A 15,035-nucleotide genomic window follows, 5' to 3' on the forward strand; every position below is an offset into this window, starting at 1 on the left:
ATTCAGGAGGCGTAAGACGTCATGGACAAGAAGAAACTTATTTTGCTTATCGGTGCATTGGTTGTGGCGGCTGTCACAGCTTTGCTTGCTAGAAGCATGTTCACCGGTGCTGCTGCACCTCAAGTAGAAGCGAAGAAAGTCGAAACGCTTGGAGAAGAAGTTCTCGTTGCGTCGCGTGCTTTGCCCGTTGGGACGATCATTACGCCGGAAGCCTTTAGCTTCCAGCCTTGGCCGGAAGATTTGGTTGAAGAAGCCTATTTCCAAAAAGAAGGCACGGACATAGAGTCTTTAAATGGTACAGTCGTTCGCAACGCGATCACGGCCGGCCAACCGCTAACCAAAGGCGCTATTGTTAGCCCTGGTGATCGCGGATTCCTCGCCGCAGCGCTTGGCCCTGGCATGCGCGCCGTAACCATTCCTGTATCGGGATTAACTGGTGTCGCTGGTTTCGTATTCCCGGGCGATCGCATTGACTTGATGCTGACGCAAACGGTGAAAGGTGATGGCCCAGAACTAAAAGTTTCCGAGACCGTTATTCGTAATGTTCGGGTTTTGGCTACCGATAACCGCGTCACCCAAACCAAAAACGAAGCAGGTCAAGCTGTTGCCAAAAAAGCAAAGCTGGTCACATTGGAAGCTACTCCAAAAATTGCAGAGAAAATTGCCGTCGCCCAAACTCTGGGCACGCTGAGCCTCTCTCTGCGGTCATTGGCGGATAGCACTGCCGAATTGGAAGAAGCCATTGCTTCTGGTGAGATTAAATTACCAAAAACCGATGATCCGGCAGAAGAAGCAGCCATGCTGAAGTCGCTGGCAGCTCGACCCAATTCCAAAAAATCAACCTATTCAACCGGTGGTGAAGTGTCGCGCTTTGAAGCCCGTACGCCTCCGCCGCTTGCAAAAGCCGAAATTCCCGAAGGTCCCAAAGTCCGAGTGGCGCGCGGTAACACCGTCCGGGACGTACAGTTCGGAGACAAATAATGTCCACGCAAAATGCAAAACAGGATAGAGTGATGAACAAGACATCAATGAAGAAGACCATGGGGACAGCGATTGCTGCCGTTATGGCCCTCGCCATCACCGCAAATGGTACAGCGCCACTCCAGGCGCAATCAGCCAAGATTTCAAAGCCACAATCGCGTGTATCGGTTGCGGTTGGTCGCGGCAAACTGATTACGCTGCCCGCACCAATTGAAGATATCTTCATCGCTGACGACAATATTGCCGACGTGCAAGTACGGTCTCCGCGTCAGGTTTATATCTTCGGGAAATCTGGCGGCCAAACCAGTTTTTATGCAACTAGCCGTTCTGGTAAAGTTGTCTATTCAGCAGAAGTATCGGTTGGTGCTGAAATTTCATCGATCGATCAAATGCTGGGTCTGGCCATGCCGGATGCTAACATCGCGGTTTCAACAACCAATAACTTTGTCTTGTTGACTGGAACGATTGCAGATCCCGACGATGCAGAAGAAGCAGAAAATCTTGTGCAAGCCTATGTTGGCAATGCCACTCGGGTTGTCAGCCGATTGAAAACAGCGACGCCGCTGCAAGTAAACCTTCGGGTTCGGTTTGCCGAGGTCAGCCGGTCGCTCACCAAAAATATGAACGGTAATATTTTGACCCGTGACAATACAGGTGGCTTCCTGTTCGGTGTCACTCGCGGTCGAAATTTTGGGTCGATCACGGATTTTGATACATCTGGCTTCCCAACTTTGGATGCTTCCAATTTATTTGGACTACCAGCCGGCTCATTGTCTCTCCCCTTCAACACGGCAACCGGACAATTTGTTACTCAGGGTGGGACAGCGTTTAACTTTACCCAAGCCAGTGGACTGGATTCGATTACCGCAGCAGGTCGCCTGTTCGGTCTCGATATTTCAACCGCGCTTGATGTGTCAGAACGTATTGGCTTGGCCACAACGCTGGCGTCGCCAAACTTGACGACAATTTCAGGCGAAACCGCTAACTTCTTGGCCGGTGGACGTTTCCCGATACCCGTTTCTACGGGCCTCGGCGAGATTAGCGTCACCTATCAAGAATTTGGTGTGAGCTTGTCTTATACGCCTACCGTATTGTCCAATGGTCGTATTTCGATCCGCGTCAAACCAAGCGTATCGGAAATCTCATCCAATGGTGCGGTCCAGCTCAACGGCTTCGAAATTCCGGCCATTACAACTCGTGAAGCGGAAACAACCGTCGAACTCGGATCCGGTGAAAGCTTCATGATCGCAGGTTTGATGCAGAATACATATAATTCGAGCATCGACAAAACCCCCGGTCTGGCCGACGTCCCAATCCTCGGCAATCTGTTCAAATCAGATGGTTACCGGAAGAACGAAACCGAACTGATGATCGTGGTCACGCCATATCTGGTGAAACCGGTCAATGACAGTGATATCGTCCTGCCAACCGACGGCTTCAAACAAGCCAATGATTTTGAGCGGGTCATTATGAACCGGCATAGTTCCAATGGTACGGGCGATCGCCCGAAACCATCGGTTGCACCGCCGGTAGCCTCTGGCCCTGCCCTCGGCAGCTTGTCGGCTCCGGTCAAAAATAAATCTGCCAAGAAAACTAAGAAATCTGGCGGCGCCGCCCCCGGATTCAGCTTCGACAAATAGTCCGTTTCAGGAGAAAACATCATGCGTTTTGTTTCTATAGCACTTGTAACCGCTCTCGGACTGTCTGTCTCGGCATGTGGTGCCACCTCAGCTAATCGTTCCGTAAACAGCGAACGGCAACCAGTTGTTACACGATCCCATTTTGTGCTGGATGTGAATACAGCGGGATCAGGATCTCTGCCCAGCGGTGAATTGCGGCGTCTTGCCGGATGGTTCGACGCTTTGAACATCGGATATGGCGATCGTATCGCGATTGACGATCCTAGCTTTAGCGCGGGTGCCTCAGCACGCGGTGCCGTTGAAGCTTTAGCCGCTCAAAAGGGATTGTTGATCAGCGAGATTGCTCCGGTCACCAAAGGCAATGTTCCCAGCGGAAGCATGCGCGTTGTTGTCTCTCGTTCCACGGCGGCTGTTCCTGGTTGCCCTGATTGGAGCAATCGGAGCCATACAGACTTTCAAGCCCGTACCAGTGAAAACTACGGTTGCGGTGTAAACAGTACCATGGCGGCGATGATTGCGGACCCGGAAGATCTGGTTCGTGGTCAAGCTCGCGACGGAGAAGATCAAGCGGAAGCATCAAAAGCCATCCGCGCTTATCGTGATAAAGCTAAACAAGCTGGAGGCCTATAATGAACGCTCCTTGGAAACCTAGCGCCGTAAACGGACGTGATCCATTCTCGGCCTTTGTCTGCGATGATGACACGCTCGATTTGTTGCGTCCCGTTGTGGAAGAAATGGGTTGGCCGACAGATAAATGCCACAAGGGTGGCCTGCGAAATGCAGTGCAATCCCTGTCTGTGGCAGCAAGCCCCAATATTCTGATGGTCGATCTGTCTGAATCGGGCGATCCTCTGGCTGATATTAATTCGCTTGCGGAAGTCTGCGAACCCGGGACGGTTGTGATTGCCATGGGCCAAGTGAACGATGTGCGCTTGTACCGCGATCTGATAGTCAGCGGCTTGCAAGACTATTTGCTCAAACCGTTTAGTCCCGAACAATTGCGCGATGTTCTTGCGCAAGCTCAGGCTGTATTAAATGCTCCGAAAGCGGAGGATCAAGCCAGCGAAAAACCGCATGTTTCAACAGCGGTTATCGGCACGCGCGGTGGTGTTGGTGCATCGACAGTGGCCACATCCTTGGCATGGTTGCTGAGTAATGAAAAAGAACGTTTGACGGCCCTTTTGGATCTGGATGTTCATTTTGGAACCGGCGCTTTGACGCTGGATCTTGAGCCTGGGCGCGGTTTGACCGACGCTATTGATAACCCAAGTCGGATTGACGGATTGTTTATCGAGCGGGCGATGATCAAGGCGAACGAGAAACTATCGCTCTTGTCCGCCGAAGCTCCAATCAATTCACCTATGATGACTGACGGCACGGCATTTTTCCAACTACAGGAAGAGTTCCGAGCAGCATTTGAATGCACGGTAATTGATTTGCCGCGCGAAATGCTGATTAGCTATCCGCATCTTCTGGGCGATGTTAATGCCACAGTGATTGTCACTGAATTGACCTTGGCTTCAGCACGCGATGCAATTCGTCTGCTGTCGTGGCTCAAGTCCCATGCTGCACAAAGCAAAGTGATTGTCGTTGCCAACAAAGTTCAATCGGGTGGTTTGGAAATTTCCAGACAGGATTTTGAAAATTCGATTGAACGTCCGATCGACATCTTAATTCCTTCCGATCCGAAAACGGCAGCTCACGCCGCCAAATTGGGTCAGGCATTTGTCGAAGCTGGCAAATCAAGCAAGGCGACCAACAAGATTGTCGCTTTGGCTGAACATATTCTCGGTGCCGTGGAAGCGGATGAAGAAGACGGCGATGAGGGCGGCAAAAAATCTTTGATGGACAAGTTCGGCGGAATGAAATCGCTGCTGTCATCGAAGAAAAAGAAAGAAGGTGAGCCATCAAAATCATGATGGCTCAACCGCTTCTTTCTAACATGCAAGGACGCACGCTATGGACATGATGCAGATAGCCATGCTCGGTGGAGGATTACTGACCTTCTTGGTGCTCATTATCTTTGCTTTTTCCGGACCTTCCGAGGCAGCGGCCAAAGCAAAACGGTTGGACAAAGTAAGATTCCGCCATTCGGATAGTGCCGATTCCAAAATGGAAGCACAGATGAAAAAGGCGGTCAGTGCCCGTCGGAAAAACCATCGGCCAACCGGCGAAACCCAGTCCAAAATGGATACGCTGGCCATTCGCTTGGATCGTACAGGACGGGAATGGACGATTTCCCAGTTTTTCTACGCTTGTGGTGGTCTGGCCACGGTGGTTGCCGCTGGCTTGTTTTTCCAGGGTGCACCGATGCTTTTATGCTTGTTTGGCGGTCTCGCCATCGGCTTTGGTTTGCCCCATATGGTCGTTAGCGTGCTTATCGGCATGCGGGTCAACAAATTTACCGCTGCCTTTCCTGACGCCATTGAATTGCTCGTTCGGGGTTTGCGTTCTGGTCTTCCAGTTACCGAAACCATCGGTGTTGTATCCAAGGAAATTGACGGACCAGTTGGCGAAGAATTTGCTAAAGTGGTCGACCGGATCAAAATTGGGCGGACCATGGAAGATGCCTTGGGCGAAAGCGCAAAACGTCTTGATACGCCCGAATTTAAATTCTTCTGTATCACATTGGCGATCCAACGCGAAACCGGCGGTAACTTGGCAGAGACGCTCGCCAACTTGGCAGATGTTCTCCGCAAACGCGGCCAAATGAAACTGAAAATCAAGGCCATGTCGTCGGAATCAAAAGCGTCAGCGTATATTGTGGGTTCGTTGCCCTTCATTGTTTTCGCGTTGGTTTGGTCGGTAAACCCATCTTATCTCGCAGGCTTCTTTCATGAAGAACGTCTGATCATTGCGGGATTGGGCGGTCTGACCTGGATGAGCATTGGTGTGTTCATCATGGCCAAAATGGTCAACTTTGAAATCTAAGAGGAAGGTGTAAGGCAATGCCCGATAGTGGTCCAACTTTACTGGGAATAGACGTCCTCTGGGTGGCAACCATTCTGGCTGCCGTTGCAACACTGGCCGTAGTCTTTGCAATCTATGCCGCGGTGACGGTCCGCGACCCCATGGCCAAACGAGTCAAATCGCTTAATGAACGCCGGGAACAGCTGAAGGCGGGTATTACGGCGTCTACCACCAAGAAACGCGCTAAGCTTATTCAGCAAAATGACACAACAGACCGTATGCGCGGCTTTTTGTCGTCCTTGAAAGTTTTGCAGGATGATCAGTTAAAAGAATCGCAGCAGAAATTGGCGCAAGCCGGCATTCGGTCGAAAGATTTGGCTTATGCAGTCATCTTTAGCCGCCTCGTTCTGCCGATCGTTTTTGGCGGCGCTTCAGCGCTTGCGCTTTATGGTTTCGACTACATGCCGGACTGGACGCCGATTAAGAAATTTGGTGCTTTTGCAGCATCAGTTATCGCTGGCTATAAAGGTGCCGATGTTTATCTGAACAATATTATCGCCAAACGGACCGACTTGATCCGAAAAGGTTTGCCTGACGCTATCGACTTGCTGGTTATCTGCGCCGAGGCTGGTTTGACGGTTGATTCGGCTTTTGCCCGTGTCGCCAAAGAATTGGGTGATGCCTATCCCGAACTGGCCGATGAATTTTCTTTGACATCGATTGAACTGGGCTTTTTGACGGAACGCCGGCAAGCCTTTGAAAATCTGGCTTATCGCGTTGCGTTAGAGCATGTCAAAGGTGTGGTGACCACCATGATTCAAACCGAAAAATATGGTACGCCCTTGGCATCGGCATTGCGGGTTCTGTCTGCGGAATTCCGTAATGACCGAATGATGCGCGCCGAAGAAAAAGCGGCTCGACTCCCGGCCATTATGACTATTCCATTGATTTTGTTCATTCTGCCAACTTTGTTTATCGTGATTTTGGGCCCAGCCGCCTGTTCGATCTCGGATACAATGTTATAACGAACATCCTCATGTCAAAACACAAAGAGCGGCTTTATCGGCCGCTCTTTTTTTGGAAAGTTTGTTGATTGGCTGATTAGTCGGCAGCGATATTATCCGCCGATTGCTTAATTTTCGCAAGCATGCCGGACAGTTTTTCGCGATCCTCAGCGCTCAAAACAGTCATGATTTTCTTTTCTATCACTTCCGCTGCCGGCATGATCTGATCATAGAGACCCCGCCCTGTCTCGCTGAGGATCAAATGATGAGAGCGACCATCGGCACTATTGGGGCTTCGCCCTAGCAATTGCCGGTCCACCAAAGTTTTAACAGCCCGATTGACGGTGACTTTGTCCATCAAAGTTGCTTCGACCAATTGCCTTTGTGTCATCGCACCTCGGCTGCCTAAAACTGCCATGACTCGCCATTCCGGAATTTTCAGGCCAAAACGGCTTTTATATTCATTAGAAATCAAGTCGCTAACGGCATTGGAAGCCGTAGACAGCTGATAAGGTATAAAATCTTCTAGTTTAGTGCTCATACGTAATATTTATTCAATTTTGGTACGAAGTCCAATCCAAAATGTCCTAGCAAAGGATCGTTCGATAATATTGCTACTACTAATTGTGGTCTCTACATCTGCATTAAAGAGATTTTCAACCCGCCCTTCGACCAACAGCTGTTCATTTACTGCAAAAGCAAGTCTGCCATCGACGGTGAAAGCATCGTCCAAACGGCGTGTGTTTTGATCATCTTCAAATTGATTGCCGATATATCGCAGGGATATAGATGCACCGCTACCATTTTCCCGCTCCCAAACCAGACTGGCTGATGCATTATGACGCGGAATCTGCGCCGGCCGCAGGCCATTGACGGCCGTCGCATCCCCCGATGCGTCAACCTCAGCATCAATGTAGCTATAGGCGGCGCGAGCAACGAGATTGGGCGCGATATTTTTCAGATCAAAGGAACTGCTAATTTCAATGCCTTTGGATTCAATGGCATCAAGATTTTGCCGCTGCCGAAAAACACCTGCACCGGATACAAAACCGACACCAGGGAACAAACCCGGCCCCGCGTCCAACGTCACATTGGCCACGGCGTTATCCAGTTGATTATAAAAAGCGGTAACGCCAATGGAGACAAAATCACTGAACCAATCTGCGCCCAACTCGACGCCTTTGACTCGCTCTGGCTCAAGCAGCTCATTGGCAGCAGTTGCATCAGGGCCAACTCGAAACGGACGAAATAGCTCGTTCAGCGTTGGCAGTCGCCAACCTAGATATGCGGCACCACGCAATATGAATTCATCCGCCGCATCAAAGGCAAAGCCACCTCGCGCGGTAAATTCGGTTCCGTCGCGATTGGCAAATTGGGCATCGGTGCGGATGGAGCCTGGAAACGGGTTGATCAGTTCAATTTCTTTTCGAAAGCCGTCATTTATCGTCCAAAAATCAATCCGGCCTCCACCCGTTAAGGTCAGTGCATCACTCGCTTCAATGCTCGCTTCTATAAACGCTCCATAAGTCGCCGTGGATCCTCCGGCATTGCGACTGCGGCGCGGTGTATCATTGTCGAGGAAAAAGAAATTTTCATTCGTCTCGCCTTCAGTTCGGCGCCAATCTCCACCAAATCGCAGCTCGACATTTTCTCCAACTGGTGGCCGCAGCTCAAGGCGGGCTCCCAATCCTGTAGATGGCACGTTAAACTGTTCGAAAACCCGGTTCACACTGTTCCGATCAGCAGCCACACCGCCGAAGCTAACATCAAAGTTACGGATTTGGACATAACCCAAAGCGGACCATTGCCAACCGTCATCCGATCTATTGACCAACCGGATACTAGCATCCGCTCCGTCATTGTGATTTTCGCTGAACGCAAAGCCGCGTTCTCGGTCATCGGTAAATGCTCGTATATTCGTCTGAAGTTCGATCGTATCGGTTAGCGGCGCAGCAAAGCGAACCGCAAGCCCGGCTTGCTCATATTCTGCTTGGCGATCGACGTCTCCGCGCTGGCTTTCGATGATCGGAATAAAGCCGTCACCGCGGGCATAGTTGACGGAAATAGTAAGCTGCCCTTGACCCAATTCTCGGCCGAATAGGACATCTGCTTCCACGCTATTGCGGCTACCATAGGCGATACCGGCATCGATCAAATTGCCAACTTCTTTACTGAACAATTCAACCGTTCCGGCAATCGCTCCGGATCCTTCCGTTCCGCTACCGCCGCCTCGGGTTACTTTTGCAAAGTCCAGGGCGAGCGCCTCATAGCCCGGCCAAGCGACCCAACCGCCAAAAGGATCGGCTTGCGGAACGCCATCAAGTGAAAGGACGGCACGAGAAGAAGCGTTGCCACCAAGCCCGCGAATTGTAATTCCTTGACTGGTCGGATTGGCTGAACGCGCATCGGATCGCCGAAACTGCTGGATACCGGGGATTGATCGCAAGGCATTTTCAACACGAACATGGTCTTCCAGATCGGGAAATTCGACGCTGTAGGCGCGATCGCTAATGGGTTGCGGCAAGGCGTTGGCAATGACATCAATTACCGATATCGGCGCAGGTCCGGTTTTTAAACTGTTACTTCCATTCGCTTCGTGAACGCAGTTGCTTTCCGAGTTAAACCGGTCACAATTGCTCTCTACCGGTTCTGTCTGTCCCCAAGCTGGACTGCTGACGAGACAAACCGGCGCCAAAAGCGGCAACGCAAAAATTGACTTTTTCATGATCTAACTGTGCATCCATTTTTGATTTAAGGGCATGTCAGCTGGCAGACGGTGAAACGGCTGTGCATCGCAGACATAATTGGCGCTTTCGGCTTTACCAAAAACGCTCGGATCATCCAATGACCCCACTTTAATGATAACGCCGTGCGCAAATCCCGGCGCGCGAGTGAAAAGATGCGTACCGCAATTTCCGCAAAACTCACGGGTCACGGCATGCTCGATATCATCACGGGCAAAGCCTTTTACCGTGCCTTTGGTTAACGCGAATCCTTCTATCGGCATGGCCATGGCCAAGACATTGCTTCCACCGGTGATATATTGACACTCGCGGCAGAAACATTCCGCCTTCATCATCGGTTCGCCTTCAGCCTCGTATCGTATTGCGCCGCAATAACAGCCACCTTCCACTCTCATGAAAGCTCCTTCACCGCTTCCGGAGCCGCTTTCTGAAACGCCGCCATCTCATTGCACGCTGCATCAATTCGCACGAGCTTGGGGAAAGCCGTCAGATCGGTTTCAAACCGGCGGCCATTGTACATCTGCGGGACTAGACAAACATCGGCAAGATTGGGAGCATCACCACCAAAAAAACCAGCATCCGGCGCCATCGCTTCCAGCGCCTTAAATCCTTCGCTGACCCAATTGCGATACCAGACGTTAATCGCGTCCTGATCCTGTCCCATTTCGTGCTTGAGATATTTCATGATCCGAAGATTGTTCACCGGATGAATATCCGCTGCGACAATCAAAGCCTGCGCCAATGTTCGGCTTCGTGCCAAGGGATCGCTCGATACCATTGGCGGTTCGGGATGGGTTGCATCGAGATAGTCGATAATCGCCAGCGATTGGGTTAAATCCTCCCCATCAATATGCAGCATCGGGATGAATCCCTGCGGATTACGTGCCACATAGTCAGATTCTTTGGTACTGTTATCGAGCAAATTCGTTGATACAGCCTGGTAGGCTATACCCTTGAGATTGAGCGCAATTCGAACGCGGTAGCTGGCAGAACTGCGCCAATAGTCATAAAGGATAATATCGGTCATATAGTGGCTTGTGCAGAGCCGGTCGTTAAAATGCAAGCGTCGAGGATAGGCTTACTTGATTTGGCCAGAATGGAGACCAACCTCACCTGCGGATTGAACGGAAACTTGGCGGCCCGTGCGCTGTGACAATATGTCTAGCCATTCTGATTTTTGGCGGAACGAGGCGGCTATCGCGGGATGCACAACCAGTTGCAATGGTCCGCTTCCCGAAGATCGTTCGGCTTGCCGTAACAATGCCAACGCGGCGTTTAGAACCTTATTCCTTTGCATGATTTCAAGTATTGATGATCTTTTTTTACGGGCCACAATTTGCATGAAGCCAAACCCATTAATTGCGGTCCGCTCACAATTTCCAAACATATGGTCATCAAATATTTGACAAATCTCGGTCCGTTCGGCTTTCGATTGCAAGCTAGGAAAGTCCACACCAATCGATCCGCCAATATCAAAATATCTTAACGCCTCTGCGACTTGTTTAGCCGCCTCTTTCGCCAATGCAAAAGGAGCAAGCGAACCATCGACATCGATTACCGTCATCGCGGGTGTTACAGACAAAAGCAGAGTTCCGCCTGAAAAATCAATGCGGCCGCTTTCTGCTTGCTCCATGGCCTCATGCCAACCCAACTGCGACAAATGATCTACTTCTTGAGCGTGAATTGGGCGGACAGTATCCCCTGTTGCTTGAATAATATCCAATAGTTGAGGGCCGGGTGACAACAGCGTTCCATCAGGCGCAGCCTTGGCTTTCGCGCGCTTCGACTGTCCACCCGGTTCATCCCATGCCGCGCGGGTTATTTCTACCCGCAGCATCGCGCCTTCGGTCAAGCCTTTCGGAACCGGTTGCAACAAGCACTGCTCGCCGCTGGTCAGCGTCGCGATGCCCGACCGTCCGGCAACCCATTGTTCCGTAAAACATGCATCGATTATGGATCCAGCAATAGCGCGAGACTGCTCTCGCTCCACGCGCACCGCCATCAATTGTCCTGAGACGACATGCGCAGCACGATTTTCGCCGATTCCGGCCTCGTAAAGCCAGCCAGTGAAAACGTCAGATTGCATTTTTTAACAAGGGATAGCCTGAGCTAATCAGCAAATTCCGGGTTTCGTAGAGCGGCAAACCCATAATGCCGCTATAGCTGCCGCTAATCGAGAGGATAAACGCTTCGGCCAGTCCTTGAATTGCATAGCCTCCAGCTTTGCCTTGCCCTTCTCCGGACCGCACATATTGTTCGATTTCACTATTCTCGAACCGCTTAAACTTGATTACGCTATCGGAAAGCTTGGTCCGCACTGTTCCATCTGGTGCGATGACACAAATGGCGGACATTGTATGATGGCGACGTCCTCCCATGAGCTGGAGAAACTCGCGTTGCTCCTGTTCATTGTTGGCTTTCCCCAAAATTTGTCTACCCACAGCAACAATAGTATCGCCAGCAATAAGTAACTCATCGCCCGCACGGGGCACTGCTGCGGCTTTTTGCTGCGCCATGCGCAATACATAATCTCGCGGCAACTCGGCCTTGAGCGGCGTTTCATCAATATCTGGTGCAACAATACGGTCAGGGGTCACGCCGAGCCGAGCCAGCAATTCAAGGCGCCGTGGGCTCGATGAGGCAAGGACAAGTTTCATAAATAAAGCCTGCCTCCAATTTGCTCGGTCTGCGTCGGTCGAGGCCGCTTATTTCCGATTGGGCGGTGCCGAATGTTCATTAACCACAGACACGAAACCGGAAAAATATGCTTATTTAAACCGGTAAGTGATACGCCCTTTTGTAAGGTCATAAGGCGTCAGTTCCACGAGCACTTCATCGCCGACCAGGACACGAATGCGATTTTTGCGCATTTTCCCCGCCGTATGACCAAGAACTTCATGGCCATTTTCCAATTCGACCCGGAACATTGCATTAGGGAGCAATTCGCGGATCATTCCCTTCATTTCTAGTAATTCTTCTTTTGCCATCCGGCTATATTTATCCTGTTGATTCGTTGGTTTTTCGATTTGCTGCGCTGCGCCATAAACCCAAATTTGATAAAAGGGAAGGTTTTGCTGATCTTTCGACAAATCTGCATTTGTCATTGCGACAAATTATTACAAAGAATTGGTTGCCGCTCAGCACCAAGACCGGCATTTTATGGACATCCTCCTCCCCAATGGATTTGCTAGACCCATTTTATGATCCTTCCTCATTTTTCCTATTATTCGGTCGGTTTGTTGGCCTGCTCCGCTCTGGTCACTTTGCCCGCCAAAGCCCAATCGGGCGATCGTACAAACGATGACGATATTGTTGTTACAGCCGAACGGCCACGCGGATCGGTCGTTACAGATGTGCCTCCGATTGCCGAACTATCAGCCGCCGACGTGGCCAGCTATGGCGTGTCTTCTGTTGCCGATCTTTTGGGTGAACTAACCTCTCAAACCAGCTCCAATCGTGGGCGTGGTTCGGGTCGACCAATTGTCTTGATAAATGGCCAGCGTACATCCGGCTTTCGGGAAATCCGAGACCTGCCACCTGAAGCCATCAGAAATGTCCAGATATTTCCTGAAGAGCTGGCGTTACAATATGGCTTTCGACCGGATCAACGGGTTATTAATTTCATCCTGAAAGCCAATTTTACAGGGTTTAGCGCCGAAGCCGAATATGGCGTCCCGACCCGCGGCGCTCAAGGACAAACCGAGCTTGAATCCACGCTCACACGCATCGGCAAAAATAGCCGACTGAATATCAATGTCGAATATCAGAACAAGACTGCGATCACAGAAGCGGAACGTGACATTATTCAAGATAGCGCAGGTGATGCTGTCAATCTTGGGGCAGTTCGGACGTTGAACGCACCCTCGGAAAATTTGGAGTGGAATGCCACCTATAGCCGAACCTTTGAAAACGGGTCTGCCCTATCGCTCAATGGCGGATATATTTTTGATAAATCGCGAGATTTACTCGGTTTCGCTAGTGGAAATTTGGATGTTCCCGGCGACGTTGACCCGTTGTTCCGCTATTTTACGCAATTTGGCCCGCTTGGCCGAACGGTTGAAACCAACACAATTCAAGCCGGTGCAGCGTTGAATGGGCGCTTATCAAGCTGGCGTTATGCATTGTCGACGGATTATGTGCGCGAAAAAATAGCCACATCGACCGACAATGGCGGGGGCATAGGCGCCGTGCAGACTGCCATTAATACAGGTGCGGCCGACCCATTCGCGATGGACTTTGGAAATTTGCTGGCGCCACCGATCACCAATCAAGCCCGGGCAACAAGTGGTACTTGGGAAAGTCTCGCAACTTTGTCAGGCACTGCCCTCACCCTACCGTCAGGATCAGTCACCACCACATTACGCGCAGGCTATAACAGACAAGATCTCGATAGCCGCGAAGAGAGTGCCGGCCTAACAACATTGAGTAATTTGCAACGGGATGATTTCAACGCAGGCCTTAACATCGATATTCCCCTTGCCGACGAGAATATCGACGTCTTGGAAGCCCTGGGTAAATTGTCGATAAATGGCAATATTGGTTATAGCGAATTGTCAGACTTTGGCGGGTTGCTCGAGTTTGGTTTCGGTTTGAATTGGGAACCTTTGGACGGCCTTACATTGACCGCCTCCGCGATCGGCGAAGAAGCGGCGCCAACCATTCAACAATTGGGCAATCCGATAATCATTACTCCCAATGTGACGACGTTCGACTTTAGCAATGGCAGTACGGTTTTGACCAGTATAACCACAGGCGGGAACCTTGACCTTCCTGCTGAAACGCGTCGTGATATCAAACTCGCTGCAAATTACCGGCCCAAATGGTTTGATAATTTGACCTTGCTCGCAGAATATAACCGCAACAACAGCCAGAATGTGGCATCGAGCTTTCCGCTGTTGACCGAAGAAATAGAAGCGGCTTTTCCCGATCGGGTTACTCGTGATTCCACTGGCCAACTGCTTGCTATTGATCGACGGCCCGTAAATTACAGCAATGTCCGTAGTAAATCTGTGCGCTATGGTTTGGAGTTTTCCAAACGCTTTGGTCAAAGACGGGGTCGCGGCCGTCCCTCGGGCGCAGATCGAGGACGCGGCGCAAATCGTCCCAGTGGAACAGCGCGTTCTTTGCCTTCCGACCAACGGGCACAAGATGGAACGAACAGGCCACAAGACGCAACCGCACGGACGGAGCGATCCGCAGCGCGCGCCGCAAGACCGCGCGGTGGCCGCGGCGCCGGGCGTGGACGCGGTGGACGCGGTGGACGCTGGCGTGTGTCGGCCTATCATACCATAAGGCTAGACGAACGGATCCTTATCCGGCCAGACGTGGAAGAGCTCGACTTGCTAAATGGTTCAGCCATTGGATCAGATGGAGGCGAACCGCGACATAAATTCGAACTGGTTGGCGGCTGGTTTAACAACGGAATCGGGTTTCGATTTCGGGGCGAGCATGAAACAGCTACCCGGGTCACAGGAGGATTGACCGGATCTGATTTGCGGTTTTCCGATTTGACGACACTCAATTTCAGGGCGTTTGTCAATCTCGACAATCGCGGCAAACTAACGCAAAAGCTCAAATTTCTGAAAGGCAGTCGCATTGCACTTCGGATCGATAATCTGTTCGATGATATCCAGGATGTTCGCGATGCGAATGGGCTCGTCCCATTGCGTTACCAGCCCGGATTTATTGATCCAGTCGGCCGCTATATCGAAATTAGTTTTCGCAAAAGATTTTGAGAAACTCTTTCTCAGTACTTC

General features: G+C 51.0%; 14 protein-coding genes. 7 read left to right on the top strand and 7 right to left on the bottom strand.

Going from position 1 to position 15,035, the window contains the following annotated elements:
• Positions 1 to 21: 21 nt before the first annotated feature.
• The 6 genes from cpaB to ABJU74_RS15120 are packed head-to-tail and all read left to right on the top strand — an operon-like array spanning position 22 to position 6,556.
• The gene (gene cpaB / locus ABJU74_RS15095; RefSeq protein ID WP_348385336.1) at positions 22 to 981 is read left to right on the top strand and encodes a Flp pilus assembly protein CpaB; all 960 of its coding nucleotides are present in this window, start codon (positions 22 to 24) and stop codon (positions 979 to 981) included.
• The gene (locus tag ABJU74_RS15100) at positions 981 to 2,621 is read left to right on the top strand and encodes a type II and III secretion system protein family protein (protein ID WP_348385335.1); all 1,641 of its coding nucleotides are present in this window, start codon (positions 981 to 983) and stop codon (positions 2,619 to 2,621) included. Before cpaB ends, ABJU74_RS15100 begins: the two co-directional genes overlap by 1 nt.
• A 21-nt stretch (positions 2,622 to 2,642) precedes the next feature.
• Positions 2,643 to 3,251, top strand: coding sequence for a CpaD family pilus assembly protein (locus ABJU74_RS15105; protein ID WP_348385334.1), 609 nt, complete (start codon positions 2,643 to 2,645; stop codon positions 3,249 to 3,251).
• Complete coding sequence (locus tag ABJU74_RS15110) at positions 3,251 to 4,540, top strand: pilus assembly protein CpaE (protein WP_348385333.1); 1,290 nt, start codon at positions 3,251 to 3,253, stop codon at positions 4,538 to 4,540. Before ABJU74_RS15105 ends, ABJU74_RS15110 begins: the two co-directional genes overlap by 1 nt.
• Before the next feature lie 40 nt (positions 4,541 to 4,580).
• Complete coding sequence (locus tag ABJU74_RS15115) at positions 4,581 to 5,552, top strand: type II secretion system F family protein (protein WP_348385332.1); 972 nt, start codon at positions 4,581 to 4,583, stop codon at positions 5,550 to 5,552.
• Positions 5,553 to 5,569: 17 nt separating this feature from the next.
• On the top strand, positions 5,570 to 6,556 hold the full coding sequence (locus ABJU74_RS15120; RefSeq protein WP_348385331.1) for a type II secretion system F family protein: 987 nt from the start codon (positions 5,570 to 5,572) through the stop codon (positions 6,554 to 6,556).
• Positions 6,557 to 6,632: 76 nt separating this feature from the next.
• Here ABJU74_RS15120 and ABJU74_RS15125 read toward each other — a convergent pair whose 3' ends face one another.
• From ABJU74_RS15125 to infA, 7 genes are all read right to left on the bottom strand, one after another.
• Positions 6,633 to 7,076: a MarR family winged helix-turn-helix transcriptional regulator gene (locus ABJU74_RS15125; RefSeq protein WP_348385330.1), complete on the bottom strand. Its 444-nt coding sequence runs from the start codon at positions 7,074 to 7,076 to the stop codon at positions 6,633 to 6,635.
• 9 nt (positions 7,077 to 7,085) lie between these two features.
• Positions 7,086 to 9,260, bottom strand: coding sequence for a TonB-dependent receptor (locus tag ABJU74_RS15130; protein WP_348385329.1), 2,175 nt, complete (start codon positions 9,258 to 9,260; stop codon positions 7,086 to 7,088).
• A gap of 3 nt (positions 9,261 to 9,263) precedes the next feature.
• A complete protein-coding gene (locus tag ABJU74_RS15135) occupies positions 9,264 to 9,674 on the bottom strand; it encodes a GFA family protein (protein WP_348385328.1) in 411 nt (136 codons plus the stop codon).
• On the bottom strand, positions 9,671 to 10,306 hold the full coding sequence (maiA, locus tag ABJU74_RS15140; protein ID WP_348385327.1) for a maleylacetoacetate isomerase: 636 nt from the start codon (positions 10,304 to 10,306) through the stop codon (positions 9,671 to 9,673). The genes ABJU74_RS15135 and maiA overlap by 4 nt, the downstream gene beginning before the upstream one ends.
• A gap of 51 nt (positions 10,307 to 10,357) precedes the next feature.
• The gene (locus ABJU74_RS15145; RefSeq protein ID WP_348385326.1) at positions 10,358 to 11,365 is read right to left on the bottom strand and encodes a ribonuclease E/G; all 1,008 of its coding nucleotides are present in this window, start codon (positions 11,363 to 11,365) and stop codon (positions 10,358 to 10,360) included.
• Positions 11,355 to 11,936, bottom strand: a complete 582-nt coding sequence (locus tag ABJU74_RS15150; RefSeq protein ID WP_348385325.1) for a nucleoside triphosphate pyrophosphatase — start codon at positions 11,934 to 11,936, stop codon at positions 11,355 to 11,357. The genes ABJU74_RS15145 and ABJU74_RS15150 overlap by 11 nt, the downstream gene beginning before the upstream one ends.
• A gap of 111 nt (positions 11,937 to 12,047) precedes the next feature.
• Positions 12,048 to 12,266 (bottom strand): translation initiation factor IF-1, encoded by a 219-nt coding sequence (infA, locus tag ABJU74_RS15155; protein WP_108810762.1) that lies wholly within the window; start codon positions 12,264 to 12,266, stop codon positions 12,048 to 12,050.
• 213 nt (positions 12,267 to 12,479) lie between these two features.
• Between infA and ABJU74_RS15160 the strand changes: the two genes are divergently transcribed.
• Positions 12,480 to 15,014 (top strand): ABC transporter ATP-binding protein, encoded by a 2,535-nt coding sequence (locus ABJU74_RS15160; protein WP_348385324.1) that lies wholly within the window; start codon positions 12,480 to 12,482, stop codon positions 15,012 to 15,014.
• Positions 15,015 to 15,035: the final 21 nt, after the last annotated feature.

Source organism: Parasphingorhabdus sp., assembly GCF_039982415.1.
Taxonomy (GTDB): domain Bacteria; phylum Pseudomonadota; class Alphaproteobacteria; order Sphingomonadales; family Sphingomonadaceae; genus Parasphingorhabdus.